Origin of the sequence: Paracoccus sp. SJTW-4, from assembly GCF_047716885.1 — a bacterium.
In the GTDB taxonomy this organism is placed as follows: domain Bacteria; phylum Pseudomonadota; class Alphaproteobacteria; order Rhodobacterales; family Rhodobacteraceae; genus Paracoccus; species Paracoccus solventivorans.
Genome location: NZ_CP136681.1, coordinates 58,743 through 73,958 on the forward strand (window position 1 = coordinate 58,743; position 15,216 = coordinate 73,958).

General features: G+C 70.6%; 13 protein-coding genes. 5 read left to right on the top strand and 8 right to left on the bottom strand.

The window, feature by feature from the left end; translation table 11 throughout:
• Positions 1-6 precede the first annotated feature (6 nt).
• Positions 7-2,490, top strand: a complete 2,484-nt coding sequence (locus RSP45_RS00290) for a DUF4175 domain-containing protein (RefSeq protein WP_415392775.1) — start codon at positions 7-9, stop codon at positions 2,488-2,490.
• A 585-nt stretch (positions 2,491-3,075) separates the two neighbouring features.
• Here RSP45_RS00290 and RSP45_RS00295 read toward each other — a convergent pair.
• Positions 3,076-3,990, bottom strand: a complete 915-nt coding sequence (locus RSP45_RS00295; RefSeq protein WP_415392776.1) for a zinc-ribbon domain-containing protein — start codon at positions 3,988-3,990, stop codon at positions 3,076-3,078.
• A gap of 118 nt (positions 3,991-4,108) precedes the next feature.
• Between RSP45_RS00295 and RSP45_RS00300 the strand changes: the two genes are divergently transcribed.
• The 4 genes from RSP45_RS00300 (at position 4,109) to RSP45_RS00315 (ending at position 7,350) form a co-directional block, all read left to right on the top strand.
• A complete protein-coding gene (locus RSP45_RS00300) occupies positions 4,109-4,783 on the top strand; it encodes a cell division ATP-binding protein FtsE (RefSeq protein WP_303729876.1) in 675 nt (224 codons plus the stop codon).
• Positions 4,784-4,857: 74 nt separating this feature from the next.
• Positions 4,858-5,754, top strand: a complete 897-nt coding sequence (locus tag RSP45_RS00305; protein WP_415394100.1) for a cell division protein FtsX — start codon at positions 4,858-4,860, stop codon at positions 5,752-5,754.
• Positions 5,754-6,632, top strand: a complete 879-nt coding sequence (locus RSP45_RS00310; RefSeq protein ID WP_415392777.1) for a lysophospholipid acyltransferase family protein — start codon at positions 5,754-5,756, stop codon at positions 6,630-6,632. Before RSP45_RS00305 ends, RSP45_RS00310 begins: the two co-directional genes overlap by 1 nt.
• Before the next feature lie 127 nt (positions 6,633-6,759).
• Entirely contained in the window at positions 6,760-7,350 is a 591-nt protein-coding gene (locus RSP45_RS00315; protein ID WP_415392778.1) for a hypothetical protein, read from the top strand.
• Here the strand turns inward: RSP45_RS00315 and RSP45_RS00320 are convergent, their stop codons facing one another.
• From RSP45_RS00320 to RSP45_RS00350, 7 genes are all read right to left on the bottom strand, one after another.
• Entirely contained in the window at positions 7,351-8,448 is a 1,098-nt protein-coding gene (locus tag RSP45_RS00320; protein ID WP_415392779.1) for a Hint domain-containing protein, read from the bottom strand. It lies immediately after the preceding gene.
• A gap of 72 nt (positions 8,449-8,520) precedes the next feature.
• Positions 8,521-9,282, bottom strand: coding sequence for an ABC transporter permease (locus tag RSP45_RS00325; protein ID WP_073066724.1), 762 nt, complete (start codon positions 9,280-9,282; stop codon positions 8,521-8,523).
• Complete coding sequence (locus RSP45_RS00330; protein WP_415392780.1) at positions 9,279-10,232, bottom strand: ABC transporter ATP-binding protein; 954 nt, start codon at positions 10,230-10,232, stop codon at positions 9,279-9,281. The genes RSP45_RS00325 and RSP45_RS00330 overlap by 4 nt, the downstream gene beginning before the upstream one ends.
• Before the next feature lie 124 nt (positions 10,233-10,356).
• Positions 10,357-12,012, bottom strand: coding sequence for an energy-dependent translational throttle protein EttA (gene ettA, locus RSP45_RS00335; protein WP_303729871.1), 1,656 nt, complete (start codon positions 12,010-12,012; stop codon positions 10,357-10,359).
• An 82-nt stretch (positions 12,013-12,094) separates the two neighbouring features.
• On the bottom strand, positions 12,095-12,964 hold the full coding sequence (locus tag RSP45_RS00340) for a sulfotransferase family protein (RefSeq protein ID WP_415392781.1): 870 nt from the start codon (positions 12,962-12,964) through the stop codon (positions 12,095-12,097).
• Complete coding sequence (rimO, locus tag RSP45_RS00345; protein ID WP_415392782.1) at positions 12,961-14,343, bottom strand: 30S ribosomal protein S12 methylthiotransferase RimO; 1,383 nt, start codon at positions 14,341-14,343, stop codon at positions 12,961-12,963. Before rimO ends, RSP45_RS00340 begins: the two co-directional genes overlap by 4 nt.
• Positions 14,344-14,442: 99 nt before the next feature.
• Positions 14,443-15,114, bottom strand: a complete 672-nt coding sequence (locus tag RSP45_RS00350) for a rhodanese-like domain-containing protein (protein ID WP_415392783.1) — start codon at positions 15,112-15,114, stop codon at positions 14,443-14,445.
• Positions 15,115-15,216: the final 102 nt, after the last annotated feature.

Below are 15,216 nucleotides of genomic sequence, written 5' to 3' on the forward strand. Positions count from 1 at the left end.
GCCCCCGTGCGCCGCGCGGTGGGGCTGACGCTGGCCGGGCTGTGGTGGGAACACCTCGCCGCGGCATTCTGGGCTGCCGGGACCTGGGTTCTGCTGGGGTTGGCGGCGCTGGGGCTGGTGGCGCTGGTCCCGCCGGGGGCGCTGGGCTGGGTCTCGGCGCTGTGGCTGCTGGTGCTGGCGGCGCTGGCGCTGTGGGGTTGGGCGCGGTTCCGCCGCCCCTCGCGCGATCAGGCGGCGCTGCGGGTGGACCGCCGCCTGGCCGGGCGGCCGCTGTCGGTGCTGGGCGACCGCATGGCGCTGGGCGGGCCGGATGCGGCGGTGCTGTGGCAGGCGCATCAGGCGGCGGCGCGGGCAGCGGCGGCGCGGGCGCGGCCGGTCGCCCCCAATGCGGCGCTGGTGCGGCACGATCCGTTTGCGCTGCGGCTGGTCGCGCTGACCGCGCTGGCGATGGCGCTGATCTTCGGCGGCGCGGCGCCGGTGGGGCAGGGGCTGGGCGCGCTGGCCGCGGGCTGGCGGCCCTCTCCCCCCACGGATCAGCCGGTGGCGACCGGCCCCGCGTGGGAGGGCTGGGCCGAACCCCCGCGCCACACCGGCCGCCCGGTGATCTACCTCAACACGCTGGAAGCGGATGCGCTGACCGTGCCGCAGGGCACCAGTTTCAACCTGCGGCTGTATGGCCAGGGGCTGTCGGTCGCGCAGGACATTGGCCCCACTGACCCGCAGGCCGCGTCTGATGCGCCGCGCTATACCGCGCAGCAGGACGGCACGCTGAGCGTGGGCGGGCGCAGCTTTGCCGTGACCGTGCTGCCCGACGCGCCGCCGCAGGTCTGGCTGGCGGCGCTGGCCGGGCGCCGCGCCGACGGGCGGCTGGCGCAGGGGTTCTCGGCCGAGGACGACCACGGCATCGCCGCGGGCAGCGCCACGATCACGCTGGACCTTGCGGCGGTGGACCGCCGCCAGGGCCTCGCCCCCGACCCCGAGCCGCGCGAAGCGTTGCAACTGGACCTGCCCCTGCCCGCAACGGGCCAGCGCCGCCGGGTCAGCGCCACGCTGGCTGCCGATCTTTCCCGCCACCCCTGGGCCAACCTGCCGGTGCGGATGACTCTGTCGGTGCGCGACGGCATCGAACAGGCGGCCGAGACGCCATCCACCGCGCTGATCCTGCCGGGGCGGCGATTCTTCGACCCGCTGGCCGCCGGGATCGCCGAGATGCGCCGTGACCTGCTGTGGTCGCGCGACAATGCCCCTCGCAGCGCCCGGCTGCTGCGCGCGATGGTCTGGCGCAGCGACCGCACCCTGCCGCCCGAAGCCGCGCAGGCGATCACCGGCGCGGTGCAGGCGCTGGAATCCGGGCCGCTGTCGCCTGACGCGCGCGACACGCTGGCGGATGCGCTGTGGGACGCGGCGCTGCTGATCGAGGACGGGGGCCTGGGCGACGCGCTGGAGCGGATGCGGCAGGCGCAAGAGCGGCTGGCCGAGGCGATCCGCAACGGCGCCAGCCCCGACGAGATCCAGAAGCTGATGGACGCGCTGCGCCAGGCGACCGACGATTACACCCGGATGCTGGCCGAGCGCGGCGAGGACCCTGCGGCGCGCTTCGACCGTTCGGAACAGCAGGGGCGGCAGATCACCGGCGATCAGATCCAGCAGATGATGGACGAAATCCAGCGCCTGATGAACGAGGGCCGCATGGCCGAGGCGCAGGAATTGCTGGATCAGTTCAACCAGATGATGGACAATCTTCAGGTGCGCGAGGGCGAGGGCGGCGGCAGTTCCTCGCCCAGCGGTCGTTCCATGGACCGGCTGCGCGAGACGCTGCGCGACCAGCAGCGCCTGGCCGACGACGTGCTGCGCGAGGCGCAGCGCGATCCCTTTGGCGAGGCACCGGGTGAAGGCGAAGGCGAGGAGCCCGGCGAAGGCGAGGGCGAGGACGGCCAGCCCTCGCTCGCCGACCGCCAGCGCGACCTGCGCGCCGAGATCGGCCGCCAGCAAGGACTGCTGCCCGGCCGCGGCACCGAGCAGGGCGACGCCGCCAGCGACCGGCTGGACGACGCCGGCCGCGCCATGGCCGAGGCCGAGCGCGCGCTGCGCGAAGGCGATGCCGCCGGTGCGCTGGGACGCCAGGCCGAGGCCATCGAATCGCTGCGCGAGGGGATGCGGGCGCTGTCCGACCTGTCGCGCGGCGAGCAGGGCCAGCAGGGCGAGGGCGGCAGCCCGCAGCCCGGGCAGGGCGACACCCCGGGCCCGCAGGGCAGCCCGCGCGCCGGCGGCGGCGAGGGGTTTGCGCCCTTCGCCCCCGGCCGCGACCCGCTGGGACGCGAGACCGCCGGGCAGGGCGGCAACATTGCCACCGGCGAGCCGCTGGCCGACACCGAACGCCGCGCCGGACGCGCCCGCGAACTGCAGGACGAAATCCGCCGCCGCAGCGGCGAAAGCGACCGCCCGCGGGCCGAACGCGACTATCTCGGGCGGCTGCTGGAGCGGTTCTAGGGGCGGTTCCGGGCTGCGTGCGCTCGACGTTACGAAGCGCCGCGAAGGGGGGCGGTCTCGCACGTGAAGCCCGCCCCGGCACTCGCCACCGGCGAGCCGCTGGCCGACACCGAACGCCGCGCCGGGCGCGCGCGCGAACTGCAGGACGAAATCCACCGCCGCAGCGGCGACAGCGAGCGCGCGGGCCCAACGCGACTATCTCGGGCGGTTCTAGGGGCGGGTTCCCGGCAGGCGTGCGCCCGGCATCACGAAGCGCCACGAGGAGGCGGGGGGGCGTGAAGCCGTGAAGCCTGCGAGCAATTCGCCCGGACGTTGATCTTGTCGAAGGCTGGGCGCGCGCGAATCCGGTGAGCCAGCGGCCGAACCGTCGTTCAGCACCACGCACGGGCTGAACGCGAATCTTTGGCACCTCCAGCCCGCTACACCAGGCGCGGCCGGAAGGTCGCCGGTCGCCGGCAAATCCGTGAACGCGAGGTCGACAGGCTATGGGCACGGGGGACGTCAGGCTGGCCGCGAGCGCGGATCCATGAAGCCCCCGCCGGGAGACCCCCTGCGCCCCGGAATCCCTCCGGTTCCGGTCGCGGATCAGTCCGCGGCGCCTTGGCCGTCGATCACCGCCCGCAGCCCCGCGATCGCCGCGTCGCCCTGTGCCGAAAGCCAGTCGCGGCCTTGGTCGACCTTGTCGCGCCATTCCAGCAGCACCGGCCCGAAGGGCTGCTGCTCGCCCAGCCGCGGCGCCAGCGCATAAAGCGCCAGCGCCATCAGCGCCAGCATCACCGCCAGATGGAACCCCGCATCATAGCGCCGCCGCGAGACGGCCTGAGCCGGGTCCGGAGGGGCAGCCGCCCAGGCCGATGCGGGCTGCGGGCGCGGGGCGGGGGCGGTCGGCGTCGTGATGGCCGGCGCGGGAGCGACCTGAGGCTGAGCGGCTGGTGTGGCCGCGGCGAGGGGACCCGACTGCATGGCGGCCAGGGTAGCCGCGGCGGTGGTGGGCTGAGGCTTGGCGTCTGAAGGGGCCGCGACGGGGGCGGCGGCCGAAGACTCGGTCGACTGCTTGGCGGTGGGCGCGGCGGCGGTAGGGGCGCGTGTATCGTCGGTGCCCCCGGACTGCACTTCCGGCGCATCCCCGGGCAGAAGCGTGTCGTCAGGCGAGGGCGCAACCACACCCGCGGCCGGCGCTGCCGCTGCATCAGGAAACGGCGCCTCGGCCTTCCCGGCCTCGGCCACCCCCGCCTCGGCCAGCCGCTGCGCGCGGCGCTCGGCGGCGCGGACCTCGAGCTCGCGCGCGGCTTCCTGGCGCAGGATATCGATCACCGATTCGCTCAGGGGCCGGCTCAGCCGCGGCCGGGCGGTGGGGTCGAAGGGCTCGGCCGGCTCGGGCATCGGCCAGGCCCGCCAGACGTGATCGCAGGCCGAACATTCCACGTCGCGCCCCGCCGCCGGAATCGCGGCGGCGTCGATTTCATACTGCGCGCCGCAGCGCGGACAGATCAGCCGCATCGCTTCAACCCCGCTGGTCGTGCGCCTATGGTGCCGGCGCGTGGTTTTCTTCGCCGCCGGGACGTTCTATCAACGCCGGGTCCGGCCGCCAAGCGGGCCGGACGAAGGAGGGCGCGACGTGATCGAAATGCGGGATGTGGGCTTTGCCTACCCTCGGGAAGAGGCGCTGTTCCAGGGCATCACGCTGGAGCTGCCGCGCGGCTCGTTCCATTTCCTGACCGGCCCCTCCGGCTCGGGCAAGACCACCTTCCTGCGGCTGTGCATCGCCGACCTGCTGCCGACGCAGGGCAGGCTGTCGCTGTTCGGCCAGGACGCCGCCGGGCTGGGCCGCGACGCCATCGCCGGGCTGCGCCGCCGCGTGGGCGTGGTGCATCAGGACACGCAATTCCTCGACCACCTGCCGGTTGCAGAAAACATCGCGCTGCCGATGACGGTGGCGGGGCAGCCCGTGGACATGCAGGCGATCCGCGACCTGCTGGCCTGGGTGCAGATGGGCCCGCAGGCCCGCGCCATGCCGCCGGCGCTGTCGGGGGGCGAACGCCAGCGGGCGGCGCTGGCCCGCGCTGTAATCCTGTCGCCCGACGTGATCCTGGCGGACGAACCCACCGGCAACCTCGACTGGGACATGTCGCTGCGGCTGCTGCAACTGCTGATCGAGCTGAACAGATCGGGAAAGACCGTGCTGATCGCCACCCATGACCTGAACCTGATCCGCGCCGCCAAACAGCAGGTGTCGGCGCGGGTGCTGCGCATTGCTGGCGGCCGCCTGCAGGCCGCGGGGGCCGAGCTGTGAGCGGGGGCCCCACGCGCTGGCGCGCCATCCTGCTGCGCGCCCGCGGCACCCGCGCGGACCTTGCGGCGCTGGACCTGGCGACACTGTGGCGGGCGCTGATCGGGCGCGAATCGGGGCTGGCCGACCGGGTGGTGCCGCCCTCGGGGCAGACCGCGGGGCTGACGGTGTTCGCCGCCGGGGTGATGGCCTTCCTGGCGGTGTTCGCGCTGGCGCTGGCGCTGGCCACCGGACGGCTGGCCGACCGCTGGGCCGAGGGGCTGGCCCAGACCGTGACCGTGCGCATCTCGGCCCCCGCGACCGAACTCGACGCCAGTACCGAGGCGGTGCAGCGCGTGCTGGACACCACCCAAGGCGTCGCCGAGCACCGCCTGCTGCCCGCGGCCGAGGTCGAGGCGCTGCTGGAGCCCTGGTTCGGCCCCGATGTGCCGGTGGACGTGCTGCCGGTGCCGCGGCTGGTGCAGGTCTCGACCGGGCGCGGCTTCGACGCGCAGGCGCTGCGCCTGCGGCTCGAGGCCGAGGCGCCGGCGGCGGTGCTGGACGACCACACGCAATGGCGCCGGCCGCTGGCCTCGGCCGCGCAGCGGCTGCGCATCCTGGGCTGGCTGTCGCTGGCGCTGATCGCCGCCGGCAGCGCCGCCATCGTGACGCTGGCCGCGCAGGCGACGCTGGCCGCGAACGGGCAGGTGATCCGGGTGATGCGGCTGATCGGCGCGCGCGACCTGACCATCGCCACCGCCTTTGTCCGCAGGCTGACCCGCCGCGCCGCGCTGGGGGCCGCCGGGGGCACCGCGCTGGGGATGCTCGCCATCCTCGCCCTGCCGCGCATGGATGAGGCCGGGGGCTTCCTGACCGGGCTCGGCTTTACCGGCTGGGGCTGGCTCTGGCCGCTGCTGATCCCGCCGCTGGGTGCGGCGCTGGGGTTCGTCGCCACCCGCGCCGCCGCCCTGCGCATGCTGCGCGAGGTGCGCTGATGTCCGCCCCTCTCGACCGGCCCGGCTGGGCGCTCGACCCCGCGCTCGCAGGCGATCTTCTGTCGCTGAATATCCCGCAGGGGTCCGGGGGCGCGCAGCCCCCGGTCGCGGCCGACCCGCGCTACGTCCCCGCGCCGCTGCCGCTGCTGTGGCCGCTGCGCGCCGCGGTGTTCTATGTCTGGATCGCGCTGGTTACCGCCTTCATGGGGCTGTGGTGGCTGCCCAAGGTCCGGCGCGACCCGCAGAACGCGCATGTGCTGCCGGTGATCTGGACCGGGCGGCTGCTGGCCGCGGCGCGGGCGATCCTGGGGGTCTCGGTCGAGCTGCGCGGCACGCCCCCCACCACCGACTGCGTGATCGCCGCCAAGCACCAGAGCTTCCTCGACATCCTGGCCATCGCCCATGCGGTGCCGCAATGCGCCTTCATCATGAAGCGCGAGGTGCTGCGGGTGCCGATCATGGGCTATTACGCACGCAAGGCCGGCTGCATCCCCATCGACCGCTCGCGCGGGGCCGAGGCGATGACCCGGATCATCCGGGAAATCGAGGCCTCGCGCGCCGACGCGGACGGGCTCGGGCAGCTGATCATCTACCCCGAGGGCACCCGCACCCGCCCGGGCGAGCGGCGCAAGTACAAGCACGGCGTCGGCAGCATCCAGCAGGCGACCGAGCTACCGGTCTATCCGGTGGCGGTAAACTGCGGGATGTTCTGGCCGCGCGACGGGCTGCGGGTGCGCCCGGGGAGGGCGGTGATCGAGTTCCTCGACCCCATCCCCGCCGGGCTGTCCGCCGCCCAGACCGTGCAGCAGGTCGAGACGGTGGTCGAGGCCGCCTCGGACCGGCTGATGCAGGCGGCGGGACTGGGCCGCGAGGGGTGATGCTGTTGCGACGGCCGGTTGCTGGAGGTGCGAGACTGCCTTCCGGTTGCGGCCGGCGGCCGCCTGCCATCCCGCCCGCCCTTCCATGCCGCTGTCGCGCCAGGGGCGTCCGCGGCATGATGGGCGGATGAGAATCGTCTCTTTGCTGCTCAGCCTGCTGCCTGCCGTCCCTGCCGCCGCGGCCTCGGCCCGGCCGGTTCATGCCGTCGTCCCTGCAACCGGCCTGCCGCGCTGCTGGCCTCCGTTGCTGGCGGCGCTCTCTCGTCCCCTTGCGCTCATGGGGTTTCTGGCGCTGCCCGGCTGCGCGGCGGCGGTGGCGGACCCGGTTCCGGTCGCGTCCTCTGCTGCTGCCGGGGCGCCGATCGTCATCCACGACAACCGCGGCGGCAATGTGCTGCGGATGATGGCGCGGCGGGCCGAGCTGGAACGCTCGGGCCGGGAGGTGCGGATCACCGGCGTCTGCCGCTCTGCCTGCACCATGCTGGTCACCCTCCCCAACGCCTGCCTGCACCCCGAGGCCTCGGTCGGGTTCCACGCCCCGCGGCTGCCCGGCACCACCATCATCCCGCCCATGGTGGACCAGATGATGGCCGCGCATTACCGCAACGGCATCCGCGAGCGCTGGTTCGCCGAATGGCGGTATTCGCTGGACATCCACAGCATCAGCGCCCGCGAATATGTGCGGCTGGACCCGCAGACGCGGCTGTGCGCGGAATGATCAGGCGAAGGCCGGCGCCGCCACCAGCGGCTTGAAATTTCGCAGCTGCCGCTCGATCAGCTTTTTCACCGGCTTGCCGCGCATGACCGGGCGGCAGGTCGGGGCGGGCGCGCCCGCGATGCCGGCCGCCACCAGGTCGGGGAACAGCGCGCGCAGTTCGGTCAGGGCATCGTCGCTCATCCCCGACAGCGCCATCGGACCGAGATGCAGCGATTCGGCCTCGGCGCCCTCGGCAAAGACGATCTCGTGGCGGTCGAACATCAGGTGCCAATAGCCGATGGTCTCGGCCGCGATGCGCTCGATCCCCGGGTGGCCCAGCAGATGCACGGCGGCGATCAGCACCTCGGGGGCGCCGGTCATCCGCTCGGCGATGGCCGAGCGCACCAGCAGCCGGTGCTGGGGCGAGACCGTCAGATCGCGCGCGGGCATCCCCGGCCCCAGCGCCCCGGCCGCCACCCGGATCGGGTGCAGCCGCGTCTGCCCGGCCAGTTCCGAGGCCGAGAGCTGCCGCCCGCCCAGCCAGCGCAGCGGCTGCATCCCGTGGTCGCGAGTGCGGATCATGTCGCCCACCCGCAGCAGATGCACCGGCCGCGGCCCGCGGTCGGTGTCGATCAGCGTGCCGGTGGCAAAGCAGACCACATCGGTTTTCACGTCGATGGTGAAATTATCGTTGTTTTTCAGCCGGCTCCAATGCCAGCCATTTTCTGGATAGTGGGTGTTGACATACAATGTCTTTATAGTCGCGCCCGCGGGAAGCCTCCCGTCGATCGGAACCCAGAGCCGCAGCGTATTGCCGGCATCCCCGGCGGCCACCAGTGTCAGGATCACGCCCTCGACATCGGTGGCGGGGATCGGACTGTCGAACTCGGTATAGGCTTGCCAGTATATTATTTGTGTCAGTTTGTAGTCGATACCGTCGAACATCAGTCGGGCGCTACGGTCGAGCATGCCCGGATTGGCCGGATTTAATGTGAGCTCGATCGGCTCGACCGTATCCGAAATCTGGTGGGTGCCGCCGTCGCGGCCCTGCGGCTTGATCACCGCCCCGTCCAGCGCGTCCGGCCCCGTCAAGATGCTGGCGTCGTAGAGAATGCCCATTTCCGCCCCCGTTGTGGTTGCGGAATGGTTAACAGGGGAAAGGTTAACAGGCGGTTAAGCGGCCCGGAAAAATCATTCCCGCAGCCGCCAGCCGGTCAGGAAGATCCAGCGGATCGCCGCCAGCAGCACCAGGATCATCAGCGCCACCGCGCCCAGCGACACCCCCACCGGCACGTCGGCGATGCCGAAGAACGACCAGCGGAAGCCCGACACCAGGTACAGCACCGGGTTCAGCCGCGCCACCTGTTCCCAGAACGGCGGCAGCATCGAGGCCGAATAGAACGCGCCCCCCAGGAACACCAGCGGCGTGATCACCATCATCGGTACGATCTGCAACTGCTCGAAGTTCTTCGCCCACAGCCCCAGGATAAAGCCCAGCAGCGAAAACCCGGTGGCGGTCAGCACCAGGAACGCTAGCATCCAGAACGGATGCGCGACATGCATCCCGACAAAGAAGAAACTGGTCAGCAGGATCACCAGCGCGATCAGAATGGCCTTGCTGGCGGCGGCGCCGACGAAGCCCAGCATCACCTCGACCCAGCCGGCGGGGGCGACCAGATATTCGTAGATCGTCCCCGAAAACTTGGGGAAGAAGATGCCGAAGCTGGCGTTGGCCACCGACTGCTGCAGCACCGTCAGCATCATCAGCCCCGGCACGATGAAGGCGCCATAGGGCACGCCCTCGACTGCCTGGATGCGGCCGCCGATGGCGGCGCCGAACACCACGAAATACAGCACCGTCGACAGCACCGGCGAGGCGAGCGACTGCCAGATAGTGCGGAAGAACCGCGCCATTTCATGCAGATAGATGGTGCGGACCGAACGCCAGCTCATCGTGCATCCCCCTGTCCGCCTGTCCCCTGTTCGCCCGCCAGCAGCGCCATGAACACCTCTTCCAGCGAGGATTGCCGCGTCGCCACGTCGCGCACCCCCAGCTCCAGCCGGCCCAGCTCGGCCAGCAGCCGGCCGATGCCGGTGCGGTCGGCGCGGGCGTCGTAGTCGTATTCCAGGCTGCGGCCGTCGGCGGAAAGGGTGATGCCGCGCCCCTCCCACCCCTCGGGCAGGGCCGACAGCGGCGCGTCAAGCTCGACCGTCAGCTGCTTGCGGCCGAACTCGCCCATCAGCTGGTCCTTGGGGCGCACCAGCAGCAGCTTGCCGCGGTCGATCACCCCGATGCGGTCGGCCATTTCCTCGGCCTCTTCCAGGTAATGCGTGGTCAGGATGATGGTGACGCCGGACCGGCGCAGCTCGCGCACCACCTGCCACATCTCGCGGCGCAGCTGCACGTCCACCCCGGCGGTGGGTTCGTCCAGGAACAGCACCTGCGGCTTGTGCGACAGCGCCTTGGCGATCAGCACCCGCCGCTTCATGCCGCCAGACAGCGCGCGGGTGGGGGCGTCGCGCTTGTCCCACAGCGCCAGGCTGCGCAGCACCTGTTCAAGATGCGCCTCGTCCGGGGGGGCGCCGTAGAGCCCGCGGGTAAAGCGGACCGAGTTGGCCACCGTCTCGAACGGCTCCAGCGCGATTTCCTGCGGCACCAGCCCGATCATCCGCCGCGCCGCGCGCCAGTCGGTGGCGATGTCGTGGCCGCCGACCCGCACCGTGCCCTGCGTGGGCGTGACCAGCCCGCAGATGATCGAGATCAGCGTGGTCTTGCCAGCGCCGTTCGGGCCCAGCAGGGCCAGGATCTCGCCGGCTTCGATGGTCAGGCTCACGTCGTCCAGCGCGGTGGTGCCGCCGGCGTAACGCTTGGACAGGTGGTCGACCTCGATGATCGGCGCCATGGGGAAGAACCTCGGGTGCGAAGGCACAAAGGGCAGAGCTAGGGGCGGGGCGGCGCAAAGTCCAGCCGCCCGGCCCGCAGCGGCAGCCCCGGGAAGGGGGCGGGGGCCCCCCCGCCCGCGCCGGTCAGCGCACGAACTTCTTGTATTTCACCCGCTTCGGCTCGATCGAATCGGGCCCCAGGCGGCGCACCTTGTCGGCCTCGTAGGCCTCGAAGTTGCCCTCGAACCATTCCACATGCGCATCGCCTTCAAAGGCGAGGATATGGGTGCAGAGCCGGTCGAGGAAGAAGCGGTCGTGCGAGATGATCACCGCGCAGCCGGCGAAATCCTCCAGCGCGGCTTCCAGCGCCTGCAGGGTTTCCACGTCCAGATCGTTGGTTGGTTCGTCCAGCAGCAGCACGTTGCCGCCCGATTTCAGCAGCTTGGCCAGATGCACGCGGTTGCGTTCGCCGCCCGACAGCAGCCCGACCTTTTTCTGCTGGTCGCCGCCCTTGAAGTTGAAGGCCCCGGCATAGGCGCGGCTGTTCATCTGCGCGTCGCCCAGGTCGATCTGCTCGGCACCGCCGGAGATTTCCTCCCACACGGTCTTGTTGGCGTCGAGCGCGTCGCGCGACTGGTCCACATAGGACAGCTGCACGGTGTCGCCAAAGGTGATCTCGCCGGCGTCGGGCTGTTCCTGCCCGGTCAGCATCCGAAACAGCGTCGATTTCCCGGCGCCGTTCGGGCCGATCACCCCGACGATCCCGCCCGGGGGCAGGCTGAAGTCCAGGTTCTCAATCAGCAGCCGGTCGCCGAAGCCCTTGGTCAGCCCCTTCACCTCGATCACCTTGTCGCCAAGCCGGGGGCCGTTGGGGACGATGATCTGGGCGTGCTGGATCTTTTCGCGCTCGGATTTCGAGGCCATCTCGTTATAGGCGTTGATCCGCGCCTTCTGCTTGGCCTGCCGTGCTTTCGCGCCGGCGCGGATCCATTCCAGCTCGCGTTCCAGCGATTTCTGCCGCGCCTTGTCCTCGCGCGCTTCCTGGGCCAGCCGCTTGCCCTTCTGTTCCAGCCAAGCGGAATAATTACCCTCGTAGGGGATGCCGCGGCCGCGGTCGAGTTCAAGGATCCAGCCGGTGATGTCGTCCAGGAAATAGCGGTCGTGGGTGACGATCAGGATGGTGCCCGGGTATTCGATCAGGTGCTTTTGCAGCCAGGCGATGGTTTCCGCGTCCAGGTGGTTGGTCGGTTCGTCCAGCAGCAGCATGTCGGGCGCTTCCAGCAGCAGCTTGCACAGCGCCACCCGGCGGCGTTCCCCGCCCGAAAGCGTCTCCACATCGGCGTCGTCGGGGGGGCAGCGCAGCGCCTCCATCGCGACATCGACCTGGCTGTCGAGATCCCACAGGTTCTCGGCGTCGATCTCGTCCTGCAGCTTCGCCATCTCCTCGGCGGTCTCGTCCGAGTAGTTCATGGCCAGCTCGTTATAGCGGTCGAGCTTGGCCTGCTTGGCCTTCACCCCCTCCATCACGTTGCCGCGCACGTTCAGCTGCGGGTCCAGCTGCGGTTCCTGCGGCAGATAGCCCACGGTCGCGCCCTTGGCGGCCCAGGCCTCGCCGGAAAAATCCTTGTCGATGCCGGCCATGATCCGCAGCAGGGTGGATTTCCCCGCGCCGTTCACGCCCACGACGCCGATCTTGACGCCGGGCAGGAAGTTCAGCCGGATGTTTTCAAAGGTCTTCTTGCCGCCCGGATAGGTCTTGGACACGCCATCCATGTGGTAGACATACTGATACGAGGCCATCATCCGCTCCTGTCCGCTGGTTGGCGGTTATCTAGGCGATCGTCGCGTGGGTGTGAAGGTGGGCCGGGGTTTCCGACCGGGCCTAGCGGATCTGCGCGGCGAAGTCCTTGCCGAAGGTCGCCTCGATAAAGGCGAACTGCGGCTGCAACCGCTCGCGCAGCACCGCGCGCGCCTCGGCCGGGACGCTGAGTTCGGCGTTGCCGGGGAACACCTTGGCGGCGAGGTTCTGGTAGCTGTGCGGTTCCAGCCCGCAATGCGCCTCCACCCGGCGCATCAGGGCGCCAGGGTTGGCGGCGATGGCGCCGAAGGGCAGGATCAGCAGCCGATCAGGGCCGAAGCGCGAGGTCCAGCGCGGCACATAGGTGGCGTAATCGCCGCGGTCGTAAAGCACCGGGTCCTCGATCTCGGCCAGCCACGCGTCGACCCCGCGGGGTTTGCGGTTCTTGCGGGTCAGGTTCATCTTCAGCTGGCTGACCGCGCGATCCACCGGGTGGCGGATGATATAGATGAACCTGGCGCGGGGCAGGAATTCGGCCACGAACTCCACCCCCTCATCCGGCAGGGTGGAATATTCCGGGGTGATGTCGCAGGGCTGCGTGCCTTCGGGGGCGGGGGCGAAGACCTGCTTGTACCAGTGGTTGGTGAACATCTCGCCCCGGGTGATCCGGTCCAGCCAGGCGTCGAGTTCCGGCGGGAACGGCAGGCCGCGCGCGGCATAGCGCTTTTCCTGGTTCTGCCGGGCGCGGCGGAAATGCCAGGGCAGCCATTGCCGGTGTTCGGGGACGAAGCGGTGGTTGAAGAACTGTGCCTCCTTGAAGGGCGGAATCCAGACCTGCGGGTGCTGGGACAGCATCTGGGACAGCCATGTCGTGCCGGCCTTCTGCGCGCCGATGCCGACGATCAGCGGCTTTTTCGGGCGGCCCTCCGGGTCCCATTTCGGCAGTGCGGTCACAGCGTGCCCCACAGGTCGTATTCGCTGGCCTCGTCCACGGTCACAGTCACGATGTCGCCGGGGGACAGCGCCTCGAACCCCTCGTCGATGAACAGGTTGCCGTCGATTTCGGGCGCGTCGGCCATGGTGCGGCAGGTGGCGCCGTCCGCGTCCACGCTGTCCACGATCACCTGCTGGCGGGTGCCGACCTTGGCGGCAAGCTTGGCGGCCGAGATCGCCTGCGCCTTTTCCATGAAGCGGTTCCAGCGGTCCTGCTTCACCTCGTCCGGCACATGGTCGGGCAGGTCGTTGGCCCGCGCGCCACGGACGTTTTCATACTGGAAACAGCCGACGCGATCCAGCTGCGCCTGATCCATCCAGTCCAGCAGATACTGGAACTCGGCCTCGGTCTCACCCGGGTAGCCGACGATGAAGGTGGAACGCAGGGTGATCCCCGGGCAGGCGGCGCGCCAGGCCGCAATCTCGTCCAGCGTGCGGGCGCTGGCGGCCGGGCGGGCCATGCGCTTCAGCACATCCGGGTGCGCGTGCTGGAAGGGGATGTCGAGGTAAGGCAGCACCCCCGCGCCTTGCGCCACCGTGTCTGCCATCAGCGGCACCAGGTCGCGCACATGCGGATAGGGATAGACGTAATGCAGCCGCACCCAAGCCCCCAAGCCGCCAAGATCGCGGGAAAGGTCGGTGATATGGGCGCGGTGGCCGCGGTCGGCGGCGTGGCGCAGGTCCACGCCGTAAGCCGAGGTGTCCTGCGAAATCACCAGCAGTTCCCGCACCCCGCCGGCGACCAGTCTTTCCGCCTCGCGCAGCACCGCATGGGCGGGGCGGCTGACCAGCCGGCCGCGCATGTCGGGGATGATGCAGAAGCGGCAGTGGTGGTTGCAGCCCTCGGAAATCTTCAGATAGGCGTAGTGGCGGGGCGTCAGCCGCACTTCCGAAGCCGGCAACAGGTCGATGAACGGGTCCGGCGCGGGCGGCACCGCGGCGTGAACCGCATCCAGCACCTGTTCGTATTGATGCGGCCCCGTCACCGCCAGCACCTTGGGGTGTGCGCCGGTGATATACTCGGGTTCGGCGCCAAGGCAGCCGGTGACGATCACCCGGCCGTTTTCGGTCAGCGCCTCGCCAATGGCATCCAGCGATTCCGCCTTGGCGCTGTCCAGAAAGCCGCAGGTGTTCACGATCACCGCATCGGCGCCGCGGTATTCGGGGGAAATCGCATAGCCCTCGGCCCGCAGGCGGGTCAGGATGCGCTCGCTGTCCACCAGCGCCTTGGGACAGCCAAGGGACACCATGCCGATGGTCGGCTGGCCGGGACGGGCGGCCTCGCGCGCCACGGTGGCGCGGGCAAGATCGGGACGCAGCAGGGGCGGGTTCTGGCTCATTCCCGCGCATATAACGAAGCCATTGGCGAACGCAAAGCGCCAGATTCGGGCCGGGAAAGGCGACGCCCCCCGTTCGGGGCCGCCGCCGGTGGCGGGCGCCTATTCGGCGTCGCCGCCGCGCACGTTGAAGCCCAGCAGCCGCCAGTCCAGCATCCCGCCGCGGTAATAGCTGATCCGCTCGGCCGGGTAGCCGGCCGAGATCATCTCGCGGATGGCGGTGGGGGACTGGCCGCACCAGGTGCCGTTGCAGAACATGATGACCTTGCTGGCGTTGGTGCAGTCGAACTCGCCGTCGAAATCGGGCTCGCAGCCCAGCTCGGCCAGCCGCTCGATCGACTCGGTATAGGGGATGTTGATGGCGCCGGGGATGGTGCCGCCGGCGAACCAGTCAGGGGTGCGGCCGTCGACCAGGATGGTGTCGCCCGCCTGCATCGCCTCGATCAGCTCCAACTCGCCGATGGTGGTGACGCCCTCGGCGGGGGTCATCGGCTGGATGCAGAAGGGCGGGCAGTCCGGCCCGGTCAGCGCCCAGTCCCCTTCCAGCTTCGCGCCCGGGGTCTGGTCGCGCTGGACGGTGAACTCGCCCTCGGGGGTGGTATAGCTGGCCTGCGCCATGTCCTTGGTGATGCCGACGCGCACCGCGGGGGTCTCGGCAGCGGCTTCGGCCGGGCTTTCGGCGGGGGCGCTGTCCTGCGCGGCCGCGGCGCCCGCCAGCAGCAGCGCGGTGGTGGCGACGGTGGCAGCGGACAGAACGGTCAGGGGTCTGAACATGGCTTCCTTCCTCCCGGGATGCGTGTCCTGCGGCGAAACGCGCACTGGACATATCGTGATTTCACTATCCTTGCCGCGATCCCTAGCGTGATCAAGACGCAT